The organism is Pseudomonas resinovorans NBRC 106553 (assembly GCF_000412695.1).
Classification (GTDB): domain Bacteria; phylum Pseudomonadota; class Gammaproteobacteria; order Pseudomonadales; family Pseudomonadaceae; genus Metapseudomonas; species Metapseudomonas resinovorans_A.
Genome location: NC_021499.1, coordinates 4,512,539 through 4,532,756, shown reverse-complemented (window position 1 = coordinate 4,532,756; position 20,218 = coordinate 4,512,539). Strand labels below are relative to the sequence as shown.

The 20,218-nt window shown below is 67.9% G+C and carries 17 protein-coding genes; 2 read left to right on the top strand and 15 right to left on the bottom strand.

Annotated elements, in window-relative coordinates:
* Positions 1 to 31 precede the first annotated feature (31 nt).
* Entirely contained in the window at positions 32 to 1,378 is a 1,347-nt protein-coding gene (locus PCA10_RS20465; protein ID WP_016493987.1) for an MFS transporter, read from the top strand.
* 275 nt (positions 1,379 to 1,653) lie between these two features.
* On the opposite strand, the gene PCA10_RS20460 is transcribed toward PCA10_RS20465, so the two are convergent.
* From PCA10_RS20460 to PCA10_RS20410, 11 genes are all read right to left on the bottom strand, one after another.
* The gene (locus tag PCA10_RS20460) at positions 1,654 to 3,711 is read right to left on the bottom strand and encodes a pyridoxamine 5'-phosphate oxidase family protein (RefSeq protein WP_016493985.1); all 2,058 of its coding nucleotides are present in this window, start codon (positions 3,709 to 3,711) and stop codon (positions 1,654 to 1,656) included.
* 52 nt (positions 3,712 to 3,763) lie between these two features.
* The gene (locus PCA10_RS20455) at positions 3,764 to 4,393 is read right to left on the bottom strand and encodes a glutathione S-transferase family protein (protein WP_016493984.1); all 630 of its coding nucleotides are present in this window, start codon (positions 4,391 to 4,393) and stop codon (positions 3,764 to 3,766) included.
* A 160-nt stretch (positions 4,394 to 4,553) separates the two neighbouring features.
* Positions 4,554 to 5,456 carry a LysR family transcriptional regulator gene (locus tag PCA10_RS20450; protein WP_016493983.1) on the bottom strand — a complete coding sequence of 301 codons (903 nt, stop codon included), beginning with the start codon at positions 5,454 to 5,456 and terminating at the stop codon, positions 4,554 to 4,556.
* 3 nt (positions 5,457 to 5,459) lie between these two features.
* On the bottom strand, positions 5,460 to 6,374 hold the full coding sequence (locus tag PCA10_RS20445; protein WP_041770881.1) for a LysR family transcriptional regulator: 915 nt from the start codon (positions 6,372 to 6,374) through the stop codon (positions 5,460 to 5,462).
* A gap of 94 nt (positions 6,375 to 6,468) precedes the next feature.
* Positions 6,469 to 7,842 (bottom strand): ATP-binding protein, encoded by a 1,374-nt coding sequence (locus PCA10_RS20440; RefSeq protein WP_016493981.1) that lies wholly within the window; start codon positions 7,840 to 7,842, stop codon positions 6,469 to 6,471.
* Positions 7,839 to 8,501: a response regulator gene (locus PCA10_RS20435; RefSeq protein ID WP_016493980.1), complete on the bottom strand. Its 663-nt coding sequence runs from the start codon at positions 8,499 to 8,501 to the stop codon at positions 7,839 to 7,841. The genes PCA10_RS20440 and PCA10_RS20435 overlap by 4 nt, the downstream gene beginning before the upstream one ends.
* Positions 8,502 to 8,509: 8 nt before the next feature.
* On the bottom strand, positions 8,510 to 9,154 hold the full coding sequence (locus tag PCA10_RS20430; RefSeq protein WP_016493979.1) for a tetratricopeptide repeat protein: 645 nt from the start codon (positions 9,152 to 9,154) through the stop codon (positions 8,510 to 8,512).
* The gene (locus PCA10_RS20425) at positions 9,151 to 9,957 is read right to left on the bottom strand and encodes an SDR family oxidoreductase (protein ID WP_016493978.1); all 807 of its coding nucleotides are present in this window, start codon (positions 9,955 to 9,957) and stop codon (positions 9,151 to 9,153) included. Before PCA10_RS20425 ends, PCA10_RS20430 begins: the two co-directional genes overlap by 4 nt.
* On the bottom strand, positions 9,944 to 10,618 hold the full coding sequence (locus PCA10_RS20420) for a TenA family transcriptional regulator (protein ID WP_016493977.1): 675 nt from the start codon (positions 10,616 to 10,618) through the stop codon (positions 9,944 to 9,946). The genes PCA10_RS20425 and PCA10_RS20420 overlap by 14 nt, the downstream gene beginning before the upstream one ends.
* Complete coding sequence (locus tag PCA10_RS20415; protein WP_016493976.1) at positions 10,615 to 12,084, bottom strand: AMP-binding protein; 1,470 nt, start codon at positions 12,082 to 12,084, stop codon at positions 10,615 to 10,617. The genes PCA10_RS20420 and PCA10_RS20415 overlap by 4 nt, the downstream gene beginning before the upstream one ends.
* Entirely contained in the window at positions 12,074 to 12,748 is a 675-nt protein-coding gene (locus PCA10_RS20410) for a thermostable hemolysin (protein WP_016493975.1), read from the bottom strand. Before PCA10_RS20410 ends, PCA10_RS20415 begins: the two co-directional genes overlap by 11 nt.
* Before the next feature lie 177 nt (positions 12,749 to 12,925).
* On the opposite strand from PCA10_RS20410, the gene PCA10_RS20405 reads away from it, so the two are divergent.
* Positions 12,926 to 14,311 (top strand): MBL fold metallo-hydrolase, encoded by a 1,386-nt coding sequence (locus PCA10_RS20405; RefSeq protein WP_016493974.1) that lies wholly within the window; start codon positions 12,926 to 12,928, stop codon positions 14,309 to 14,311.
* Between the two features lie 446 nt (positions 14,312 to 14,757).
* Here PCA10_RS20405 and hppD read toward each other — a convergent pair whose 3' ends face one another.
* The 4 genes from hppD to PCA10_RS20385 form a co-directional block, all read right to left on the bottom strand.
* Positions 14,758 to 15,834 (bottom strand): 4-hydroxyphenylpyruvate dioxygenase, encoded by a 1,077-nt coding sequence (hppD, locus tag PCA10_RS20400; RefSeq protein WP_016493973.1) that lies wholly within the window; start codon positions 15,832 to 15,834, stop codon positions 14,758 to 14,760.
* Positions 15,835 to 15,976: 142 nt separating this feature from the next.
* On the bottom strand, positions 15,977 to 16,609 hold the full coding sequence (gene maiA, locus PCA10_RS20395; RefSeq protein WP_016493972.1) for a maleylacetoacetate isomerase: 633 nt from the start codon (positions 16,607 to 16,609) through the stop codon (positions 15,977 to 15,979).
* A gap of 267 nt (positions 16,610 to 16,876) precedes the next feature.
* Complete coding sequence (locus PCA10_RS20390; RefSeq protein ID WP_016493971.1) at positions 16,877 to 18,961, bottom strand: LTA synthase family protein; 2,085 nt, start codon at positions 18,959 to 18,961, stop codon at positions 16,877 to 16,879.
* A 195-nt stretch (positions 18,962 to 19,156) separates the two neighbouring features.
* Positions 19,157 to 20,095 carry a LysR family transcriptional regulator gene (locus PCA10_RS20385; RefSeq protein WP_016493970.1) on the bottom strand — a complete coding sequence of 313 codons (939 nt, stop codon included), beginning with the start codon at positions 20,093 to 20,095 and terminating at the stop codon, positions 19,157 to 19,159.
* Between the last annotated feature and the right edge of the window lie 123 nt (positions 20,096 to 20,218).

Below are 20,218 nucleotides of genomic sequence, written 5' to 3'. Positions count from 1 at the left end.
GCTCTATAACAACGACAAGAAGAGCCATGCCATGCGTACCATCGACGTTTCCGCCCTGCTCGACGGGGCCCGCTTCAATGCCTTCCACGGGCGCGTGCTGTTCTGGTGCGCGCTGATCATCATTTTCGACGGCTATGACCTGGTCATCTACGGCGTGGTACTGCCCGCGCTGATGCAGGCCTGGAACCTCAGCGCGCTCCAGGCCGGCCTGCTCGGCAGCTGCGCGCTGGTGGGGATGATGCTGGGCGCGCTGTTCTTCGGCCCCTTGTCGGACCGGATCGGCCGGCGCAAGACCATCATGACCTGCGTGATCCTGTTCAGCTGCTTCACGCTGGTCAACGGCTTCGCGCGCACGCCCGAGGAGTTCGCGGTCTGCCGCTTCATCGCCGGCCTCGGCATCGGCGGCGTCATGCCCAACGTGGTGGCGCTGATGAACGAGTACGCGCCGAAGAAGATCCGCAGCACGCTGGTGGCCATCATGTTCAGTGGCTACTCGGTGGGCGGCATGCTCTCCGCCGGGTTGGGCATGCTGCTGATGCCGGCCTGGGGCTGGCAGTCGGTGTTCTTCGTCGCAGTGGTGCCGCTGCTGGTGCTGCCGCTGCTGGTACGCCAGCTGCCGGAGTCGATCAACTTCCTCGCCCGCCAGGGCCGCTCCGAGCAGGCGCGGGCGTTGCTGGCGCAAGCCGCGCCAGACTACCGTCCCGACGGTGCCGACCGGTTGCTCCTGGCCAAGGGGCAGGCGGGCAAGGTGGCCATCTCCCAGCTCTTCCATGACGGACGCACGCTGAGCACCCTGATGCTCTGGCTGGCGTTCTTCTGCTGCCTGCTGATGGTCTACGCCCTGGGTTCCTGGCTGCCGAAGCTGATGAACAGCGCCGGCTACGGGCTCAACTCCAGCCTGGCGTTCCTGCTGGTGCTGAACTTCGGCGCCATCTTCGGCGCCATTGGCGGTGGCTGGCTGGGGGATCGCATCGGCCTCGGCCGCGTGCTGTTCGCCTTCTTCACCGTCGGTGCGCTGTCCCTCAGCCTGCTGGCGCTGAAGTCGCCGCTGCCGGTGCTGTACCTGCTGATTGGCGTGGCCGGCGCCTGCACCATAGGCACCCAAATCCTGGCCAACGCCTGCACCGTGCAGTTCTACCCGGCGCACATCCGCTCCACCGGGCTTGGCTGGGCCATGGGCATCGGTCGCATCGGCGCCATCATCGGCCCGTTGCTGGGCGGCGCGCTGCACGCCGCGCAACTGCCGCTCCAGGCGAGCTTCCTGGCGTTTGCGCTGCCGGGCCTGGTGGGCGCCGCGGCCATCCTGGTGTTCCTCTGGCAGCGCTCGGCCGCCAGTGGCCTGGTGGCCGAGAAGGCCGTGGAGCCCACGGCCGGTTGATTGTGTCGTCGCGTCCCCTACCGGCTCGGCCATGGAGCCGGGGCGGGGGCCTTGCGCAGCAAGCGGCGCAGCCAGCCGGGTGCCGAGGGCCGCGCCGTAGCGATCCGGCAGTCGGGCGCCGAAAGCCACTGGGGCAGCAGGTAGCCCGCTTCCCATTCCGCGCCCTGGCAAGGCACGTCTGGCTGGTCGTTCGCTGTTGCCGCGTCGTTCCAGCGCGCGCTGCCCTGGTGCACCGAAGTGCTGAAATCCTCTCTGTTCATGGCACGACCACCTCGCTAGAGATCAAGGACCAGAGGCTGGATACCGTCCTCATCTTCCGCCGGCACCGCGCAGCAGATCAGGACCTCGTCCTCCTCCGGCATTTCCGCCGGAGGGTTGGGGTAGTGCACCTTGCCGCTGATGCGCCGGGTCCTGCAGGTTCCGCAGGAGCCGCCACGGCAGCTGAAATCCGGCGTCAGGCCACGGCTTTCCGCCAGCTCCAGCAGGCTGCCGCTGCCCGGTGTCCAGCGGGCTTCCCTGGCCGACGCCGAGAAATACACCGGCACCGCCGCGCTGGCCGCCGGTGGCTGGACCCGGACCGGCTGCTGTTCGTCGGTCTGGCGGTGGAGGGTCGAGGGGCCGAACGCTTCGGCGTGAATGCGCCCATCGGCAATGTTCACTGCCCGCAGTCCGTCGTACATGTCCTGGGTGAAGCTGGCCGGGCCGCAGAGGTAGAAGTCGTAGTCGTCCAGGTTCAGCCGGGCCTGGACCTGGGCGAAGCCGAGGCGGCCGGGCACGTCGTAGTCGCGGCCAAGCACGGCCCCCTCGCCGGGGCTGCTCAACGCGCGGTGGATGTGCAGCCGGCCGGCGGCCCGTTGTGCCAGCTCCTTGAGTTCTTCCTGGAAGGGCAGGTCCTCCAGGGTTCTTGCACCCTGGAACAGATGGACCTGGCGTTGCGGTTGCGCTCCGTTCTGCCCGACCAGTTCACGGAGCATGGAGAGCAACGGCGTGATACCCACGCCCGCGCCGATCAGCACCACGGGTCGGGTGGAATCGCTCTTCAGCGTGAAGCTGCCGAGCGGCGGGCGGACGTCGAGGATGTCGCCCACCCGCACGTTGTCGTGGAGGTGGCGCGAGGCCTTGCCCTGCGCCTTGACGCTGATGCGGATGTGCCCATCGGACGGCGCGCTGGAGACGCTGTAGGTCCTCACCAGAGGCTCTTCGCCGGCGCCTGTGCGCAGACGCATGGGCAGGTGTTGCCCCGGTGCGAAGGGCACCGCTGCCTGGTCCAGGGGCTGGAGGACGAAGGAGCGGATGTCCCTGCTTTCCTGGTGCAGGCTGACCACTTGCCAGGGGTGCCATTGCCGGCGCTGTTCGGCCTGCTTCAGGCGCTGGTCGGCTTCGGCCCAGGTGCCGGTCATCAGGCTGGTGGGGGCGTATTCGTGGAAGGCCCAGCGGATCGACAGGGCGGCGGGGCGCAGCACCACTCGCTCCACGTCGAAGGTCCAGAGGCGCTCGGCGCCCTCGAAGGCCGCGATCATCGGGCTGTCCAGGACCAGCTCCGCACGCCCACTGAGTTGCAGCATATCGCCGCTGGCGAAGTCGACGAAGAGCAGCCCCGCCAACGGATTGACCTTGAGGTTGCCCAGGGTGTTGAAGTGCAGGTTGCCGGCGTAGTCGGGGATGGTCAGGCGATTGCCTTCGACCTTGACGAAGCCGGGGCGGCCGCCGCGATGGGAGACGTCCACGGAGCGATGCTGCGGGTCGAGATCGACATAGCTGGCGATGAAGAAGGTGTCGGCCTGGGCGATCATCCCGGCGGTCCGGGCGTCCAGGGCGGTGAAGTCCAGGCGCTGTCCCTGGTCCCTGGCGTGCTCCGCAACGCGGGTGTACGCCCGCAGCTGGATGTATTTGGGGCAGTTGCCGAAGGAGTGCTCGACCTGGACTTCAAGGCCATCGGCCGAGGCCTGCCGGATCACGCCGTTGATGCGGTTGCGCCGGCGCGTGTGCAGTTCGATGCCGAGCATGCCGATCGCCTGGCCCGCCTGCAGGCCCGCAGCGGCCGGGTCCTGGTTGTCGGGCCGCGACTCGATCAGCAGCTGCCGTGGGTCCGGGGAGCTGACGAAGCCTTCCGGCCCCTCCAGCAGGGTCGCCCAGGGCCGGTTCTCGGCGTCCACCGCGCCGACGACCATGAACGGCAGCTGGTGGTAGAAGTCGCGGTGCTGGTCGGGCATGTAGTCGCGGATGACCTTCTGCCCGGCCACCTCCATCCGCTCGGACACGCCGAGCAGTTCCTGGAGCATTTTTTCGCCGGGATGCCAAGGCGAGTGGCGGTGCTTGGGGAGGTGTTCCATGGTTGGCGCTCCTCGGCGGGCCGCCGGGTATTCCCGACGGCGGGTCGCTTGCTCAGTTCGCTTGCAGGCCAGCGGCGGTACGTTGCATGGGGACGAAGCCGGGAAGCGCTTCGATCCGTTGCAGCCAGGCACGCACGTTAGGGTAGTCCTCCAGCGACACGTTGCCTTCCGGGGCATGGGCGATGTAGGCGTAGTTCGACACATCGGCGATGCTCGGCGCGTCGCCCGCCAGGAAGGGGCTCCTGGCCAGCTCGCCGTCCATGACCTTGAGCAGGGCGTGGGCACGGGTGATGACTTCATCGGCATTGAACGAGGCGCCGAACACCGTGATCAGCCGTGCGGCGGCGGGGCCGTAGGCCACCTGGCCGGCGGCGACCGAGAGCCAACGTTGAACGCGGGCAGCGGCAAGGGGTTCCTCCGGCAGCCAGCGGCCGTTGCCGTACGTCTTCGCCAGGTAGACGAGGATGGCGTTGGAGTCGCTGACCAGGGTGCCGTTGTCGTCGATCACCGGGACCTGCCCGAAGGGGTTGATGGCCAGGAAGTCCGCCTGCTTGTGCGCACCTTTGGCCAGGTCGACGAAGACCAGTTCGGTGGGCAGCTCCAGCAGGGCGAGCAGTAGCTCGACGCGATGGGCGTGGCCGGACAGCGGATGACGATAGAGTTTGATGGCGGCTTGGGACATGGTCGGGGCTCCGGATCGGGTTGAGGGGTTCAGCGCCGAATCGGACCGCATCGGGGTGTTCGCGCTGATGGGTTCATGCTGCGCCCACTCGCGGCCAAGCAGAATCGCCACCTTGGGCAATCCATAATTTCGTTTTCCGGAAGAGTGCTTCGCCGAGGGCTCAATCGCGGAAGGCCGGGTGGGCGCGCAGTCGGGGCACCACGAAGTCGATGAAGGTGCGCACCCGCGCCGCCGCGCGGCGGCCTTCGCGATAGAGCAGCAGCGCCGGCAGGCCCGCGCCGGCGAAGCCGTCCAGCACCGGTTCGAGCAGGCCAGCCTGGAGTTCCTGGTGCGCCTCGTAACTCATGCAGCGGGTCAGGCCCAGCCCCAGGGCGGCAGCGCGGATGGCCCCGCGCTGGGTGGTGCAGGTCAGTGCGGGCCTGGGTTTCACCAGCCTCGCTGCGCGGTCGCCGCGAAAGCGCCATTCGGCCACGTGGCCGGAGGACGTCGCCACCACGGTGCGGTGTGCGCGGATGTCGTCCGGGGTTTCCGGGCGCCCCCATTGCGCCAGGTAGCCGGGCGAGCCGCAGACCATCGGCGTTACGCTCCCCAGCGGTATGGCGAAGCCGGAGGAGTCCGGTAGCGGGCCGACGACGAGGGCGACATCCAGGCCCTCTTCGAGGAGTTTCGGAATGCCTTCGCGGGCATGGGTGACCAACTGCACGTCGGGATAGGCCGCCAGGTAATCCAGGGCGATGGGCGTGAACAACTGATCGGCCATCAGCAAGGGCAACGCGACATTGAGCTGCCCGGCGGGGTTGGCGTGCAGGCCGGCGGCGGAACGCTCGGCTTCCTCGGTCTGCTGGAGGATGTGCCGGCAGCTGGCGGCGAACTGTTCGCCGGCGGGGTTCAGGCTGACGCCGCGCGGGCCGCGCTCCAGCAATGGGGTGTTCAGTCGAGCTTCCAGTGCCGCCAGGGTGCGCATGACGGTCGCGGGCGAGAGGTTCAGGTCCCGCGCCGCCGCGGCGAGGCTGCCCGCCTGCGCCACCTGCTGGAATACCTGCATCTCGCGGTAGCGGCTCATGGGCTAGGGCCGCCCGGCGGCGTGCAGCGCCGGGTCGGCGAGGAAGCGCGCGGCGCAGAAATCGACGAAGGTGCGCACCTTGGCGGGGACCCGCCTGCCGCCCTGGTAGAGGATATGCACCGGCAGCGGCGTGGTACCGAAGGCCTCCAGGACTATCTCCAGCTCGCCCTTGGCCACGGACTCGGCGACCTGGTAGGAAAGGACCCGCGTATAGCCCCAGCCCAGGCGCGCGGCATTGATCGCCGCCTGGTTGGAGCTGACCAGCAGCCGGGGTTGGGGACGCAGGGTGAGGGCGCCGTCGGGAACTACGAACTGCCAGTCGGTGAGCAGGCTGCTGGCGGAGGACATCACCACCGGCGCGTCCCGCAGGTCCTCTGGGTGTTGGGGGCGACCGACCTGGTCGAGGTAGGCTGGTGCGGCGCAGATCACCGGGCGGATCTGCCCCACCTTCAGCGCCTGGAGGCCGGTTTCCGGCAACTGGCCGATGCGCACGGCAATGTCCACGCCTTCGTCGATGATGTTCACCAGGCGATCCACCAGCAGCGCGTTGACCGCAACCTCCGGATGCTCGGCGAGGTAGGCGGTGATCAGCGGGATCAGGAACAGCTCGCCGAACATCACCGGGGCGGTCACCGTCAGGTTGCCCCGTGGACGGATGCTGCTGCCGGCCGCCAGTTCTTCCGCTTCCTCCAGGTCCAGCAGGATGCGCCGGCAGTCCTCCACGTAGCGCTGACCCGCTTCGGTGAGCCGCAGGCTGCGTGTGCTGCGTGCCAGCAGCAGGGTACCCAGGCGCTGCTCCAGGCCCGCGATCACGCGGGTCACGCTCGGCGGCGACATGCCCATCAGTTTCGCCCCGCCGGCGAAGCTTTCCGCCTCGGCCACGGCCAGCAGCACCTTCATCTCCTGGAACCTGTCCACGATCACCGTCCAATGTCGAGAGTGGCTTGAGAAGGTAGCAGCCTAGCCGTGCCGGCACACGCCGGGGAACCCGCGTGCAGGTGTCGTCCCGGGCTCAGGTGGGGGCGCGTCGGGGCAGTTTCAGCTCGGCGCAGAGCCCGCCGCCTTCGCGGTTGTACAGGGCGATGCCGCCGCCCAGGCGGGTGGCGATCATCTGCACGATGGCCAGGCCGAGCCCAGCGCCCTGGGGGTTGCCCTGGCTGTAGAAACGCTCGAACAGACGCTCCAGCTCGGCTTCCCCGATGCCCGGGCCCTGGTCCTCCACCCGCAGCAGGACTTCCGCGCCTTCGCCGAGCAGGCTGACCTTCACCTCGCCGCCGGGCGGGGAGAAGGTGGTGGCGTTGGTCACCAGGTTCTGCAGGGCGATGCCGATGGCGGCGGCATTGCTGTCGAGCCGGTAGTCGCCTTGGGCCACCTCCAGCGCCAGCTCCACGCCCTTGTCCAGCAGCAGGGGCGTCAGCTCGGCCAGGTGTTCGCGGACCAGGCGCTCCAGGTCCAGGGGCTGCCAGTCCTCGTGGGCCAGCGCCGGCTCCATGCGCGCCATGGTGAGCAACTGGTTGACCACCCGGGTCAGCCGGTCGACGCCGACGGTGAGAAAGCCCAGGGCTTCTGCCCGTTGCTCGTCGCTGTTGGCTTCCAGGGCGTTCTGCGCGTGCAGGCGCAGCACCGCCAGCGGGGTGCGCATCTCGTGGGCGGCGTCGCCGATGAAGCGCCGTTCACGCTGGAGCATCTGCTCGATCTGCGCCAGCAGGCGGTTGATCGCCGCCTGCATGGGCTCCAGCTCCTTCGGCAACGGCATGATCTGCAGCGGCGCCAGGGATTCGGCATGGCGACTGCGGATCAGCCGCGCCATGTTCTGCAGCGGGCGCAGGCCCCAGCCGATGGCCAGCCAGACCAGGGTGGCGAGGATGGGGATGCCCACCAGGTTCGGCCACAGGGTGTGGCGGACGATGCGCTGTACCAGGTCCTGGCGCACATCGTCGCGTTCGCCCACCCAGATCAGCAGGCCCTGGTCATCGTCCGGCAGGGTGAAGCCCCGCCAGTTGCGGCCCTCTATCAGGATGTTGTGGAACCCGATACGCACCGGCGCGTGGTCGAACGGCGGCGCGCTGGGGGATTGCACCAGGCTTCGGCCGTCCTTGCTCCAGACCTGGAAGGCCAGCTTGCTTTCGTAGGGGTGGCCTACCCTGCGGGGCTCGGCACTGCTGAGCGCCTGGTTGAAGGCACGGTAGAGACCGTCGCGCTCGGCGCTGGCCGGCGACATGCGCATCACCCCCTGCAGCAGGCGCGCGTTCTGGGCCAGGTGGGCGTCGTAGACCTCTTCCACCTCGTGGCTGCTGTCGCGGTAGTTGAGAAAGGCGATGAGCAGGGTGCCGAGCAGCAGCAGGACCATCACCAGCCAGAGGGTGCGGCGGCGCAGGGAACTCATGGGCGAGCATCCACCAGGTAGCCAATGCCCCGCACGGTGCGGATGAGGTCGCTGGAGAGCTTCTTGCGCAGGTGGTGGATATGCACTTCGAGGGTGTTGCTCTCGGCTTCCTCGTCCCAGCCGTAGAGCGTCTGCACCAGGCGTTCGCGGGTGAGTACCTTGCCTGGCTGGGAGAGCAGTTCGTGGAGCAGCTGGTATTCCTTGGGAGTCAGTGGCACCGGTTGGCCCTGGTAGCTGACCTGCTGGCTGGCCGGGTCGAGCACCACCCCGGCGTGCTCGATCAGCATCTGGGCTCGGCCAGCGCTGCGGCGCAGCAGGGCGCGCAGGCGGGCCTTGAGCTCGGTGAGGTCGAAGGGCTTGACCAGATAGTCGTCGGCGCCGGCGTCCAGGCCGATGATGCGGTCTTCGAGGGCGTCGCGGGCGGTGAGTACCAGCACCGGCAGGGTGGCGCCGCCGGCGCGCAGCCGCTGCAACACCTGGACCCCGTCCAGGCGCGGCAGGCCGAGGTCGAGGATGGCCAGGTCGAAGGTTTCGTTCTGCAAGGCATGCAGGGCGCTGGCGCCATCGGTCAGCCAGTCGATGGTGTAGCCCTCCTGGCGCAGGCCGGCGCGTACGCCGGCCCCCAGGGCATTGTCGTCTTCAACGAGGAGCAGGCGCATGGATGTCCTTACTGCGGTTGGATTTCCAGCAGTAAAGCATCGATTTCCTTGCGCCGGCCCTGGTCGGCCAGCTCGCGGCCCGGTCGCGGGGCCGCCTCCTTGGCTTTCAGCAGGGCCTCGCGGGCCTGCTCGGGGTGGCCCTGGCGATACAGGTGGTCGCCCCAGAAGTACAGGCTGTCGATGCCCGTCGGGTTGATCTTCAGGGCCTTGCGCAGCAACTGATCGGCTTTGTCTTCGTCGCCGAAGCTGACCGGCCAGCCGGGCACCCGGTCGTAGAGCGCGCCAAGGCTGGTGTAGGCCGAGCCCTGCAGGGCCTGCGGGTCGAGCTGGAGGGCGCGCTCCAGGGCGGCGCGGGCGTCCTTGACCTTGCCCAGGGCGCCCAGGCCGCCTTCGGCGCCGGCCCAACTGCTGGTGACGATGCCGTGCCAGATCCAGGCCTCGGCGGCCTGGGGCGCGGCGCGGGTGAAGGCGCCGCTCTGGGCGGCGAGCTTCTCGAACTCGGCGGCGCGCTGTTTCTCCGGAAGCTGGTACTGGATCTCGGCCCAGCGCTGCTGGATGGCGGCCAGTTTCTGCTGGCCGCCGTCGTCCAGGGCCCAGGCCGGGATGCAGAAGGTCAGGAACAGCGCGAAGGCGCAGAGGAACTTGTTGATCATGGGTGGTCCTTGCCGTGGTGGCTGGTGCTGAAGCGCCGGATGATCGGCAGTTGCTTGTGCAGGGCGCGGTCGACGAGGCCCGGCAGCATGCCGTTGAGGCGGACGAAGAATTTCTCCGGCCAGCCGAGGTAGAGTTCGCTGAGGTCCTTTTCGATGGCGGCGATCACCGCCCGGGCCACTTGCTCGGGTTCGTCCACCCCCACCTTGAGTTCGGCGTTCAGGTCCATGGCGGCTTGGCTGTTCATGGCCGTGCGGGTGGCGCGGGGGGCGACGTAGAGCACGTTCACCGGGGTGTCCGCCAGCTCCCGGCGCAAGGCTTCGGAGAAGCCGCGCAGGGCGAACTTGCTGGCGCAGTAGACGGCGTAGCCGGGGTAGCCGATGGAGCCGTAGATGGAACCGACGTTGACCACCAGGGCGTGGCTCTGCTGACGCAGCAGCGGCAGCAGGGCGCGGGTCAGCTTCAGCGTGGCGGTGACGTTGAGTTCCAGCATGTCTTCGATCTGCTCGTCGTCCACCTGCTCCAGCAGGGCGAAGCGGTTGACCCCGGCGGCGTTCACCAGGACGTTGACGCCGCCCATGCCCCGCGCGGCCTCCAGTGCCCTCGCCCTGCCCTGGGGTTGGCGCAGGTCGGCACCGGTCCAGGTCAGCAGCTGCGGGTAGCGCTGGCGCAGGGCCGCCAGGGGTTCCGGCTGGCGGCTCACCGCCAGCACCTGGGCCCCCCGGGCGCAGAGCTGTACCGCCAGGGCCAGGCCGATGCCGCCGCTGGCGCCGGTGAGCAGCACGCGACACTCATTGAGACGCATGACTCACCTCGGTGGCGCGGGGCAGGCCGCGGAACATTTCGGCGTAGAGGCGGTAGACCACCTTGGCGGCGTGGATCACCGCCTGCTGGTCGTCCTCGTCCTCCAGGCGGTCCATCAGGCGGCGATAGGTGACCATGTGATCCTGGTCGAGGGCGCCGTGGGAGGCCAGGTAGCTGAAGGCCTCCGCCGGCAGGTCGAGGCTTTCGCGGATGGTGCCGGCGGCCTGGGTGGCCAGAGCGATGCTGGTGCCTTCCAGCACGTTGACCATGCCGAACAGGCCCACCGGGTTGCCCCGGGCGATCAGGTCGTAGAGGTAGGCCACCATCAGTTCGATGGCCTGGGATGGGCGGCTCAGCCGGGCGGCTTCGGCGTCACCGCCGCAGGCCCTGATGTCGTCGAGAATCCAGCGCTCGTGGCCGTACTCCTCGTCGATGTACTCGCACACCGCACCGCGCAGCCATTCCAGGCGCGAGGGCAGGCGCGCACCACAGGCCATCATCAGCGGCACGGTGTGGCGCACGTGGTGGTAGGCCTGGCCGAGGAAGGCGCGGTAGCCCTCCAGGCTGACCTGGCCGGCCAGGGCCTCGCGGATCACCGGAACGCTGAACAGCGCCTCGCGCTCGGCGGCGGTGGCTTCTTGTAGCTGGTCGAAGAAACTCATTGGCGTACCTCGTTGTCGAGTTCAAGCAGGGTGGTTCGGTAGCGCGCGAGGATCGCCTCGCGGCGTGGGCGGCCATTGCTGGTGAGTAGCCCGTCGGCGGCCGTGAGGGGTGCTTCCAGGCGGCGCCAGGCGCTGATTCGCGCGTAGTCGGGGAGTGCGGCGTTGGCCTTGGCGACGGCGTCGACCAGGGTCTGCCGGTCGCAGTGCGGGTTGATCGGCCAGAGCAGGGCGAGGTTGCCGGGCAGGCCCTCGCCATGGACGAAGGCCTGGGCGATCACGCCGCCCTGGGTGAGTTCGGCCTCGATCCAGTCGGGGTTCAGATTGCGGCCGAAGCTGGTGATGAACTGGTGTTTCTTGCGGCCCTTGAGGTACAGGTAGCCGTCGGCGTCGAAATCGCCCAGGTCGCCGGTGGGCCACCATTGGCCTTCGAAAGGCGCCTCGCCCAGGTAACCGAGCAGGGCGCAGCCGCTGACCTCGACTTCACCGTCCGCCGCCAGGCGCAGCCTGACGTGGGGCAGGGCCGGGCCGACACTGCCGGGACGATTGGCGCCGGGGCGATTGAGGCAGACCACCGAGGCGCATTCGGAAAGACCATAGCCTTCGTACACCGGCAGCCCGACCCGTGCCGCCCGGTCCAGCAGGTCCTTGGAAACCCGTGCGCCACCAACGGCGACGAAGCGGAATTGCGCGGCGCCGAGGTGGCCGCGTTCGATGGCGGTGACCAGGCCCAGCAGCAGTTGCGGTACCAGGATCAGGCTCTGGGCGCCACTGAGGATCAGGGTGGCGAGCAGCTTCGGCCAATCCACCCCGCTGGCGCCCTGGATGCCCAGCTGCCGCTGTGGCAGCAGGGTGACGCAGGCGCCCGCCAGCAGCGCGGCGTAGACGCCGAGGTTCTCCAGCAGCACGGCCAGGGGCAGCACCGCCAGGTAATGGGTCGGTGCCGTGGCGCGGCTGACGATTTCCAGCTCCTGGGCGACCCGCAGCAGGGCCGGCGCGCCCAGGCAGACGCCCTTCGGCTGGCCGGTGGTGCCCGAGGTGTAGGTGACCTTGGCGGTACCAAAGGGCAGGGCCGCGCGGCCGTTGCCCGGCTTGCGCCAGAACAGGCCGTCGAACTGGAAGCCGGCGCTCTCCAGCTCGCCGGCGACTTCGCCTTCGGCCACCGCCAGGGTGACCTGGCACTGCTCCAGGCAATGGGCTCGCTGGCTGGGGCTGAAGAAGGGCGGCAGAGTCAGGCAGGGGCGGTCGCTGAGCAGCGCGGCCAGGTCCCAGAGCAGCGCCTCGGGACCGTTGTCCAGGCCGAGGGCGAACACCCCCGGCGCTTCGGTGCGCAGGAGGGTTTCGCGGCGTTCCACCTCCGCCAGCAGCTGGGCGTAGGTGTAGCGGCGGGTGTCGCCGCGCAAGGCCAGGGGCTGGGGCAGGCGTCCGGCATGTTGGCGCAGGACCTCGCGCAGGTCGTCAGGCCGCATGGTGGGCAGGTCCTTCCAGCTCGGGAAAGCCCAGGCGGCCCAGGATTCCACTGTCCCGCAACTGCAGGAAGCCCAGGTGGATATTGCCGGTGAACACCCGAGGTTTCTGCTCGTAGTAGGTGCCCCATTGCTCGCTGTCGGCGCCCAGGCGGTTGGGGTCGGCCTCGCCCAGCAGCAGGGGTTCCAGGCCGAGGCGGCGGAAACTGTTGATCAGGCTCGGCGCGCCGGTGAACACCACCCACTCCAGGCCGCGCAGGTTCAGCAACCAGGTCACGGCGACAATGATCAGGCGCGCATTGCCGACGTTGATCGAGGCCAGGTTGCCCACCTCCACCACCTGCTGGCGTGCCACGGGAACGCCGGCGTGGTCGGCGATCAGGCTGTCCGCCGGCCGCTCCAGGTACTGTTCGAGGAACAGTGGCCCATCGTTGCCGAGGCGGATGCCGGCCGCGGCGCTGAGGGCGCCGTGGTGGTTGCGCATGGCCAGCAGCTCCGGCATGAAATGGCGGATGTCGGCACCGTGGGCGCTGAGGAAGCGACGGTGGATGAAGTCCTCGACCGGGTGGCGGCCGATGTCGCCGGCCGTCTGCAGGGACAAGTAGTGTTGTTGTGACGTGTGACCGAAACTGAAAGGGAACAGGGCGTTCCACTCGGCGCTGTCCATCGGTGCCCTCCAGGCGCGTGGCGTATGGGGGGCAGTATCTTCGGCGAGTCTTAAGGGACCCTGAAGATCGCGCGGGGTATCTGCCGGTCGTCGGCCGGCTTGACCCAGGACAAGGTCGCGCCCTCGTATCGCTGGCTAGAGTTCTCCATAGGAATTATCTGAAGGACGACTATCCGGATGGGTACCCATATCAGCTTTCTCGGCGGCGCCGGTACCGTGACCGGCAGCAAGTACCTGCTGGAGCACGACGGTCAGCGGGTGCTGGTGGACTGCGGCCTGTTCCAGGGCTACAAGGCGCTGCGCCTGCGCAACTGGGAGCGCTTCCCGGTGCGCCCGCAACGCGTCGATGCGGTGGTACTCACCCACGCCCACCTGGATCACAGCGGCTACCTGCCCGCGCTGGTGCGCGATGGATTCGGCGGCCCCATCTACGCCACCGAGGCCACCTGCGAGCTGGTGGAAATCCTCCTGCGCGATAGCGCCCGCCTGCAGGAAGAGGAGGCCGAGTACGCCAACCGCCGGGGCTATTCCCGGCACCATCCGGCCAAGCCCTTGTACACCGAGGCCGACGCCGAACGCGTATTCAGGCAGTTGCGCCCCTTCGCCCCGGGCCACGAAGCCGACATCGCCACGGGTATCCGCCTGCGGCTGCGGCCGGCGGGGCACATCCTCGGCGCCGCCATGGTGGAGTTGATGGCCGGTGGGCGGCGCATCCTCTTCTCCGGCGACCTGGGCCGCCCGGACGACCCGCTGATGGTGGCGCCCGAGGCGGTCGAGGGCGCCGATGTGCTGGTGGTGGAGTCCACCTACGGTAATCGCCGGCACCCCCACGACGACACCCGCCAGGTGTTGGCCGAGGTGATCAAGCGCACGGCCCTGCGCCAGGGCGTGGTGGTGGTGCCGTCCTTCGCCGTGGGCCGGGCGCAGTTGCTGATGTACCTGCTCTACCAGCTCAAGCGGGAGGGGATGATCCCGGACCTGCCGATCTACCTGAACAGCCCCATGGCCACCGACGTGACCACCCTCTACCAGCGCTTCCAGAGCGAACACCGCCTCAACCGCGAGGACTGCCAGGGCATGTGCCGGGTGGCGCGCTTCGTGCGCACCGTGGACGAGTCCAGGCGCCTGGAGCAGATGCGCAGTCCGGCGGTGATCATCGCCGGCAGCGGCATGGCCACCGGCGGTCGGGTACTGCACCACCTCAAGGGTCTGGCGCCCAACGCGCGCAACACTATCCTGCTGTCGGGCTTCCAGGCCGGTGGTACCCGGGGGGCGTTGATCGCCTCTGGGGCCGACTCGGTGCGCATCCACGGCGAGGACATCCCCATCCGCGCCGAGGTGGTGAGCCTGGAGAACCTCTCGGCCCATGCCGACGCCGACGAGATACTCGCCTGGCTGCGGCCATTCACCCGGGTGCCGAAGCACACCTTCGTGGTGCACGGCGAACCTGACGCCGCCGACTGCCTGCGCCGGCGCATCCACCACGAGCTGGGCTGGTCCGTCTCGATGGCCGAGCACCGCCAGCGGGTGTCCCTGGATGCCCTGGACGAGGAGGGCGACTGACATCGAGTTGCAGTGATCCGGTCATGGGCCGGTCATCTGCGGCGGGCATCATCCAAGGCAGGATCAGAAAGGGCACAGGAAGTGCCAGGGTGCAAACTGAAGCTGCCGGCGATGGCAGCTTTTTTTTGCCTGCACGTTGGGGCTGGAAGCCGGACGGCGTCCCGTCGCGATTGCGATACCCGTCAGCTCCATCATCATGGGTATCGCTTCGCTCAGCGGAACGCGGCCGACCCATCCGCTATGGATGCCCGCTCGGGCCTGATACGAAGCCGCGAAGCCGACGCCGCGCCTGCCGGTGCGAGCCCCTCGGCCAGCGGGAAAGGGGCGGGGGAGAGGGGGCTTCAGCAGGCAGAGGCCCGGCCAACGCCAGTCCGATCCTCGTGGCAGTCCACGTCCCACCGAAAAGAAAGCCCGGCGATTGCCGGGCTTTCCATGGACGCTGCCGCTTATTCGGTGCTCAGTACGCCACGGCGGATCTGGTCGCGCTCGATGGATTCGAACAGGGCCTTGAAGTTGCCTTCGCCGAAGCCGTCGTCGCCCTTGCGCTGGATGAACTCGAAGAACACCGGGCCCATCAGGGTTTCCGAGAAGATCTGCAGCAGCAGGCGCTTGTTGCCGCCTTCGGTGGTGCCGTCCAGCAGGATGCCGCGCGCCTGCAGTTCGCCTTCCGGCTCGCCGTGGTCGCCCAGGCGGCCCTGGAGCATCTCGTAGTAGGTGGCCGGCGGCGCGGTCATGAAGCGCATGCCCAGGCCTTTGAGCTGGTCCCAGGTCTGGAGCAGGTCGTCGGTGAAGAAGGCTACGTGCTGGATGCCTTCGCCGTTGAACTGCATGAGGAATTCTTCGATCTGCCCGGCGCCCTTGGAAGACTCTTCGTTGAGCGGGATGCGGATCATGCCGTCCGGGGCGGTCATGGCCTTGGAGGTCAGGCCGGTGTACTCGCCCTTGATGTCGAAGTAACGGATCTCGCGGAAGTTGAACAGCTTCTCGTAGAAGTCCGCCCAGTAGGCCATGCGGCCCCGGTAGACGTTGTGGGTCAGGTGGTCGATGAGCTTGAGGCCGGCGCCTTTCGGGTGGCGGTCCACGCCTTCGATGAATTCGAAGTCGATGTCATAGATCGACGAGCCTTCGCCGAAACGGTCGATCAGGTACAGCGGCGCACCGCCGATGCCCTTGATCGCCGGCAGGCGCAGTTCCATCGGCCCGGTGGGGATCTCGATGGGCTGGGCGCCCAGTTCCAGGGCGCGGGCGTAGGCCTGGTGGGCGTTCTTCACGCGGAAGGCCATGCCGCAGACGGACGGGCCGTGCTCGGCGGCGAAGTAGGCGGCCAGGCTCTTGGGTTCGTTGTTGAGGATCAGGTTGATCCCGCCCTGGCGATACAGGTGCACGTCCTTGGAGCGGTGGGTCGCGACCTTGGTGAAGCCCATCATGGCGAAGATGGGTTCCAGGGTGTTCGGGGTGGGGGACGCGAACTCGATGAATTCGAAGCCCATCAGGCCCATGGGGTTTTCAAAGATGTCAGCCATTTTTCGGCACCTCAAGCATGTAATGGAAGTTATAGGTCAATGCGAGGTGGCGAAGGGGGGCGCGCAGGAGATGCCGCGCACGCTGCGGGCGAGGTGGTCGCCGATGGTGACTTTGAATCCGAGGCTTTTCATGGGCGTTGCCTCAGGCCGGTTTGTCGGCTTGCTGGTCGGGGTGCGCCTGGATGAAGGCCGGATGCTCGAGGGCGAGGCGTTCGACCCGGGCGATCTTCGGATAGTGTGACAGGTCCAGTTCGAAGCGGCGTGCGGCATAGACCTGCGGTAGCAGGTAGACGTCGGCAAGGCCCACGTCGCCGAAGCAGAAACCTTCATCGCCTATGAGGGTTTCGACCGCATTGAAGCCTTCCGCTATCCAGTGACGAATCCAGGCCATCACCTGTGCTTCCTCGACTGCCAGGCCGCGCAGGCGGTTGAGCACGGCGACGTTGTGCAGCGGGTGGATATCGCAACCGATCACCGCCGCCACCGCGCGCTGGCGGGCGCGGGCTTCCAGGTCCGGGGGCAGGAGCGCCGGTTCCGGGAAACGTTCTTCGAGGTATTCGATGATGGCGGGGGACTGGGTCAGCACCTGGCCGTCGTCCAGACGCAGGCTGGGGACGCGGCCCTGGGGGTTGAGCGCCTTGTAGTCGGCCTTGTGCTGCTGGCCGCCGTCCTTGAGCAGGTTCACCGGGATGTGCCGGACGTCCAGCCCCTTCAGCGCCAGGGCGATACGCACCCGGTAGGAGGAGGTGGAGCGGTAATAGGTGTAGAGGTCCATGGCAATCGCTCGGTGGCAGGCGTTCCGCGAGAAGCGGATGCCGGCATTGTTATTTTCGTAATCAATTTACACTTTGCGTAATTTGTTGGTTTCGGGCGATGGTGTCAAGCGGTGGCACGGGTAGGGTGCGCCGACTCGCCTGCCCGCAGGCTGAGATCGGGCTCGGTGCGTCATCTGGCACGGCCGGCTGGATGTAGGAGCGATTTCAATCGCGAAGGGCCGTGAGGCCCGTGGGTCCGTTTCGCGAATGAATTCGCTCCTACCTCATCACTGGTGCTGCTTGGCGTCTTCGACGCCCGTGGTGTTGTTCAGCAGGCTACCGGTGGCGGTCTGGAGGAAGGCTTCCAGGTACTTGTGCAGGCGCGGGTCGCTGTCGCCGGGGATGCGCTCGACCTTGGCGTCGGCACCCAGCTGGTACTGGTAGAGGCGCGCCGGGAAGTCCTTGGGCTGCACCAGGATGCGGTCGGCGCTGACGATGGCCACGGTCTGGTCGCTACCGGACGGCTTGATCACGCCGATGCCCGGATCGCCTTCCGGCAGGTTCAGCAGGTCGCGGCCCCAGCACTGGTGGCGGACGTCGCCGCCGAGGCGGCCCATGATGGTGGGCACCACGTCGATCTGGGTGCCGACGCTGTGGTTGAGGGCGCCGAACTTCTCCTGCAGGCCGGGGCCGATCAGCAGCAGCGGCACGTTGAAGCGGAACAGGTCCATCTCGGTGAGCTGCTTGTCGCTGCCGAAACCATGGTCGCCCACCACCACGAACAGGGTGTCCTTGAAGTAGGGCTCCTTGCGCGCCTTCTCGAAGAACTGGCCGAGGGCCCAGTCGGCGTAGCGCATGGCGGTCAGGTGCTCGTCATGGGCGCCGTGGCCGGTGACCTTCTCCACCGGCAGTTCGGCCGGCAGGGCATAGGGCGTGTGGTTGGAGAGGGTCTGCAGCAGCGCGTAGAACGGCTTGTCGCTGGGCATCTTGGCCAGTTCGGCGGCACCACGGTCGAACATGTCCTGGTCGGACACGCCCCAGGTCTTGTCCATGAACACCGGGTTGACGAAGTCCTCGCGGCCGATGAAGCGGGTCATGCCCTGGTTGCTGAAGAAGCCGGACTGGTTATCCCACTGGAAGTTGCCGTTGTAGACGTAGAGGTCGTTGTAGTCGCGGGCGCTGAGCAACTGCGGCAGGCCGGAGAACTTGTGCGCGCCCTCGGGGGTGCGCATCAGGTACTCGAAGCTCGGCAGGTTGGGGAAGCACGCCATGGTGGCGAACATGCCCTGGTGGGTGTGGGTGCCGTTGGAGAAGAAGCGGTCGAACAGCAGACCCTCCTTGGCCAGGGCGTCGAAGTAGGGGGTGATGCCGTTGCCGTCGCCCATGGCGCCGACATAGCGGCCGGCGAAGCTCTCCATGAGGATCACCACCACGTTGCGGATCGGCAGGGTGCCTTCGGCCGGCGGCGTGAAGTCGCGGCGGATGGCGGCCGAGTCGGCGTCCACCAGCTTGTCGTTGGGGGTCAGCAGCATCTCGCGGACGGCGGCCAGGGCCTCGTCCTCGGGCAGGGTGGCCTTCCAGGCGTTGTCGCGGTGGGACGAGAAGCTGTTCTTGGCGGCGTCCACCAGGGTCAGGGTGCCGTTCAGGCCGAGCTGGTTGGCGAACATGGAGTCGGTGGTGAAGGCGTCGCCCCAGCGCAGCGGCGGGCCCTGGCGCAGGTGGCCACGGGCGGCGACCACGGCCACCACCAGGCAGACCATGAAGACCGCCAGGCGACCGAACCAGGGTGCATGGCGGCGCGTCGTGGCGGGTTGCGTGGCAATGGCGCGGGAGCGGCTGCGCAGGTCGAGGCTGCGGAACAGCAGGTAGAGCAGGGCGGTGGCCAGGGCCCAGGCGATCAGGTAGCGGCCCACCGGGAAGCCGTTCCAGATCATGCTGGCGACCGTGCCCAGGTCTTCCTGCAGGTACTGGAAGACCAGGCTGTTCAGGCGCTGGTGGAACTCGCGGTAGAAGTCCAGCTCGCTGATGCCGAGGAACAGCGTGAGGCTGGCGAAGAGCGTCAGCCAGATGCGTTGCAGGGTCCGCGCGGCCATGGCGCGGACGCTGAGCAGGCAGAGCAGCAGGGGCGCACAGGCGAACACCACCACCCGCAGGTCGAAGCGCAGGCCGTTGAAGAACGCCTCGACGAACACCGAGGCCGGGCTGTCGCCGATCTGGTCGCTGTTGTACACCAGCATGGCCAGGCGCAGCAGGCTGTACATCACCATCAGCGCGAGGGCGCTGAGCAGGGTGAAGGCGAGGTGGCTCCTGATGGTCGGGGTGTAGGCCCGGGAGATGGGCGACCGGGTGGTTACGGGTTCCGTTGCAGTCATGCGATCAAGCATCCATAGGTGTACTCAAGACGGGACGGCACCTTTGTTGTCGGCGATGCCGGAGGCAAGAAGACCGCGAGATGGCACACCGGTTCCGGAAAGGCCCGTCGAAACGGGCGGACTCTGCCAAAAGGAATGTGAAGAAAACGTCGAGCGCGGGCGGCGATCCCGGGCAAGGTGTATCGGACTGTTTCATCAACCGGCCGGTGTCGCCCCGGCAACCTGGGGCCGGCGTTCGAGGATCGCGGCGGCTTCGCGGGTCACCAGCTCGATGAAGGCGTGGGCCAGGGGCGAGCGTTCGTCGCGGCGGCGTACCAGCCAGACCGCGGTGGTGGCGCCGGGGTCCAGCAGGGTGCGATAGACCACGCCGTCCACCCGCATGCGGCGGAAGGACGCCGGCAACACCGAGACCCCGAGCCCCGCCGAGACCAGGCCGATGATGGTCATGGCCTCGCTGGCTTCCTGGGCGATGCGCGGGGTGTAGCCGGCCTCGCGGGCGAGGGCCAGCAACTGGTCGTAGAGGCCCGTGCCGAAAGTCCGTGGGAAGAACACGAAGGGCTCCTCGGCCAGGGCGCCGACGGCGATGCCGTCCTCGCTGCCTTCGGCCAGCGGGTGGTCGGCGCGCAGCACCGCCACCAGGGGCTCGCGGAACAGCTCAACCGCCTCAAGCGTCTCCGGCAGGCTCAGGGGACGGATCACCCCCACTTGCAGGCTGTCTTCCAGCAGCGCCTTGACGGTTTCCGCGCTGCTGCCCTCGGTGAGTTCCAGGTGCACGTCGGGGTAGGCCTGGCGGAAGGCGTGGATGCTGCGGGGAATGGTGGAGGTGAAGGGCGCCGAGGAGGTGAAGCCCACCTTCAGCGAGCCCAGTTCGCCCCGATGGGCGCGGCGTGCCAGTTGCACCGCCTTGTCCACCTGGGCCAGCACCTGCCGGGCTTCGTCGAGAAAGCGGCGGCCGGCCTCGGTCAGTTCCACCCGGCGGTTGGTGCGCTCCAGCAGGCGTGCGCCGATTTCTTCTTCCAGGGCCTGTATCTGTTGGCTCAGGGGCGGCTGGGAGATGCCCAGCTGTTCGGCGGCACGGCCGAAATGCAGCTCCTCGGCGACGGCGATGAAGTAGCGCAGATGTCTCAGTTCCATGGATTACCTATCGATATTTTTTACGTATCAAACGTGTCGAACAATATATTGGAGATAATAAACACCCGCCGATATGCTTCGCACCATAAACCCAACAACGAATTCTCCAGCCCCTGATTCAGG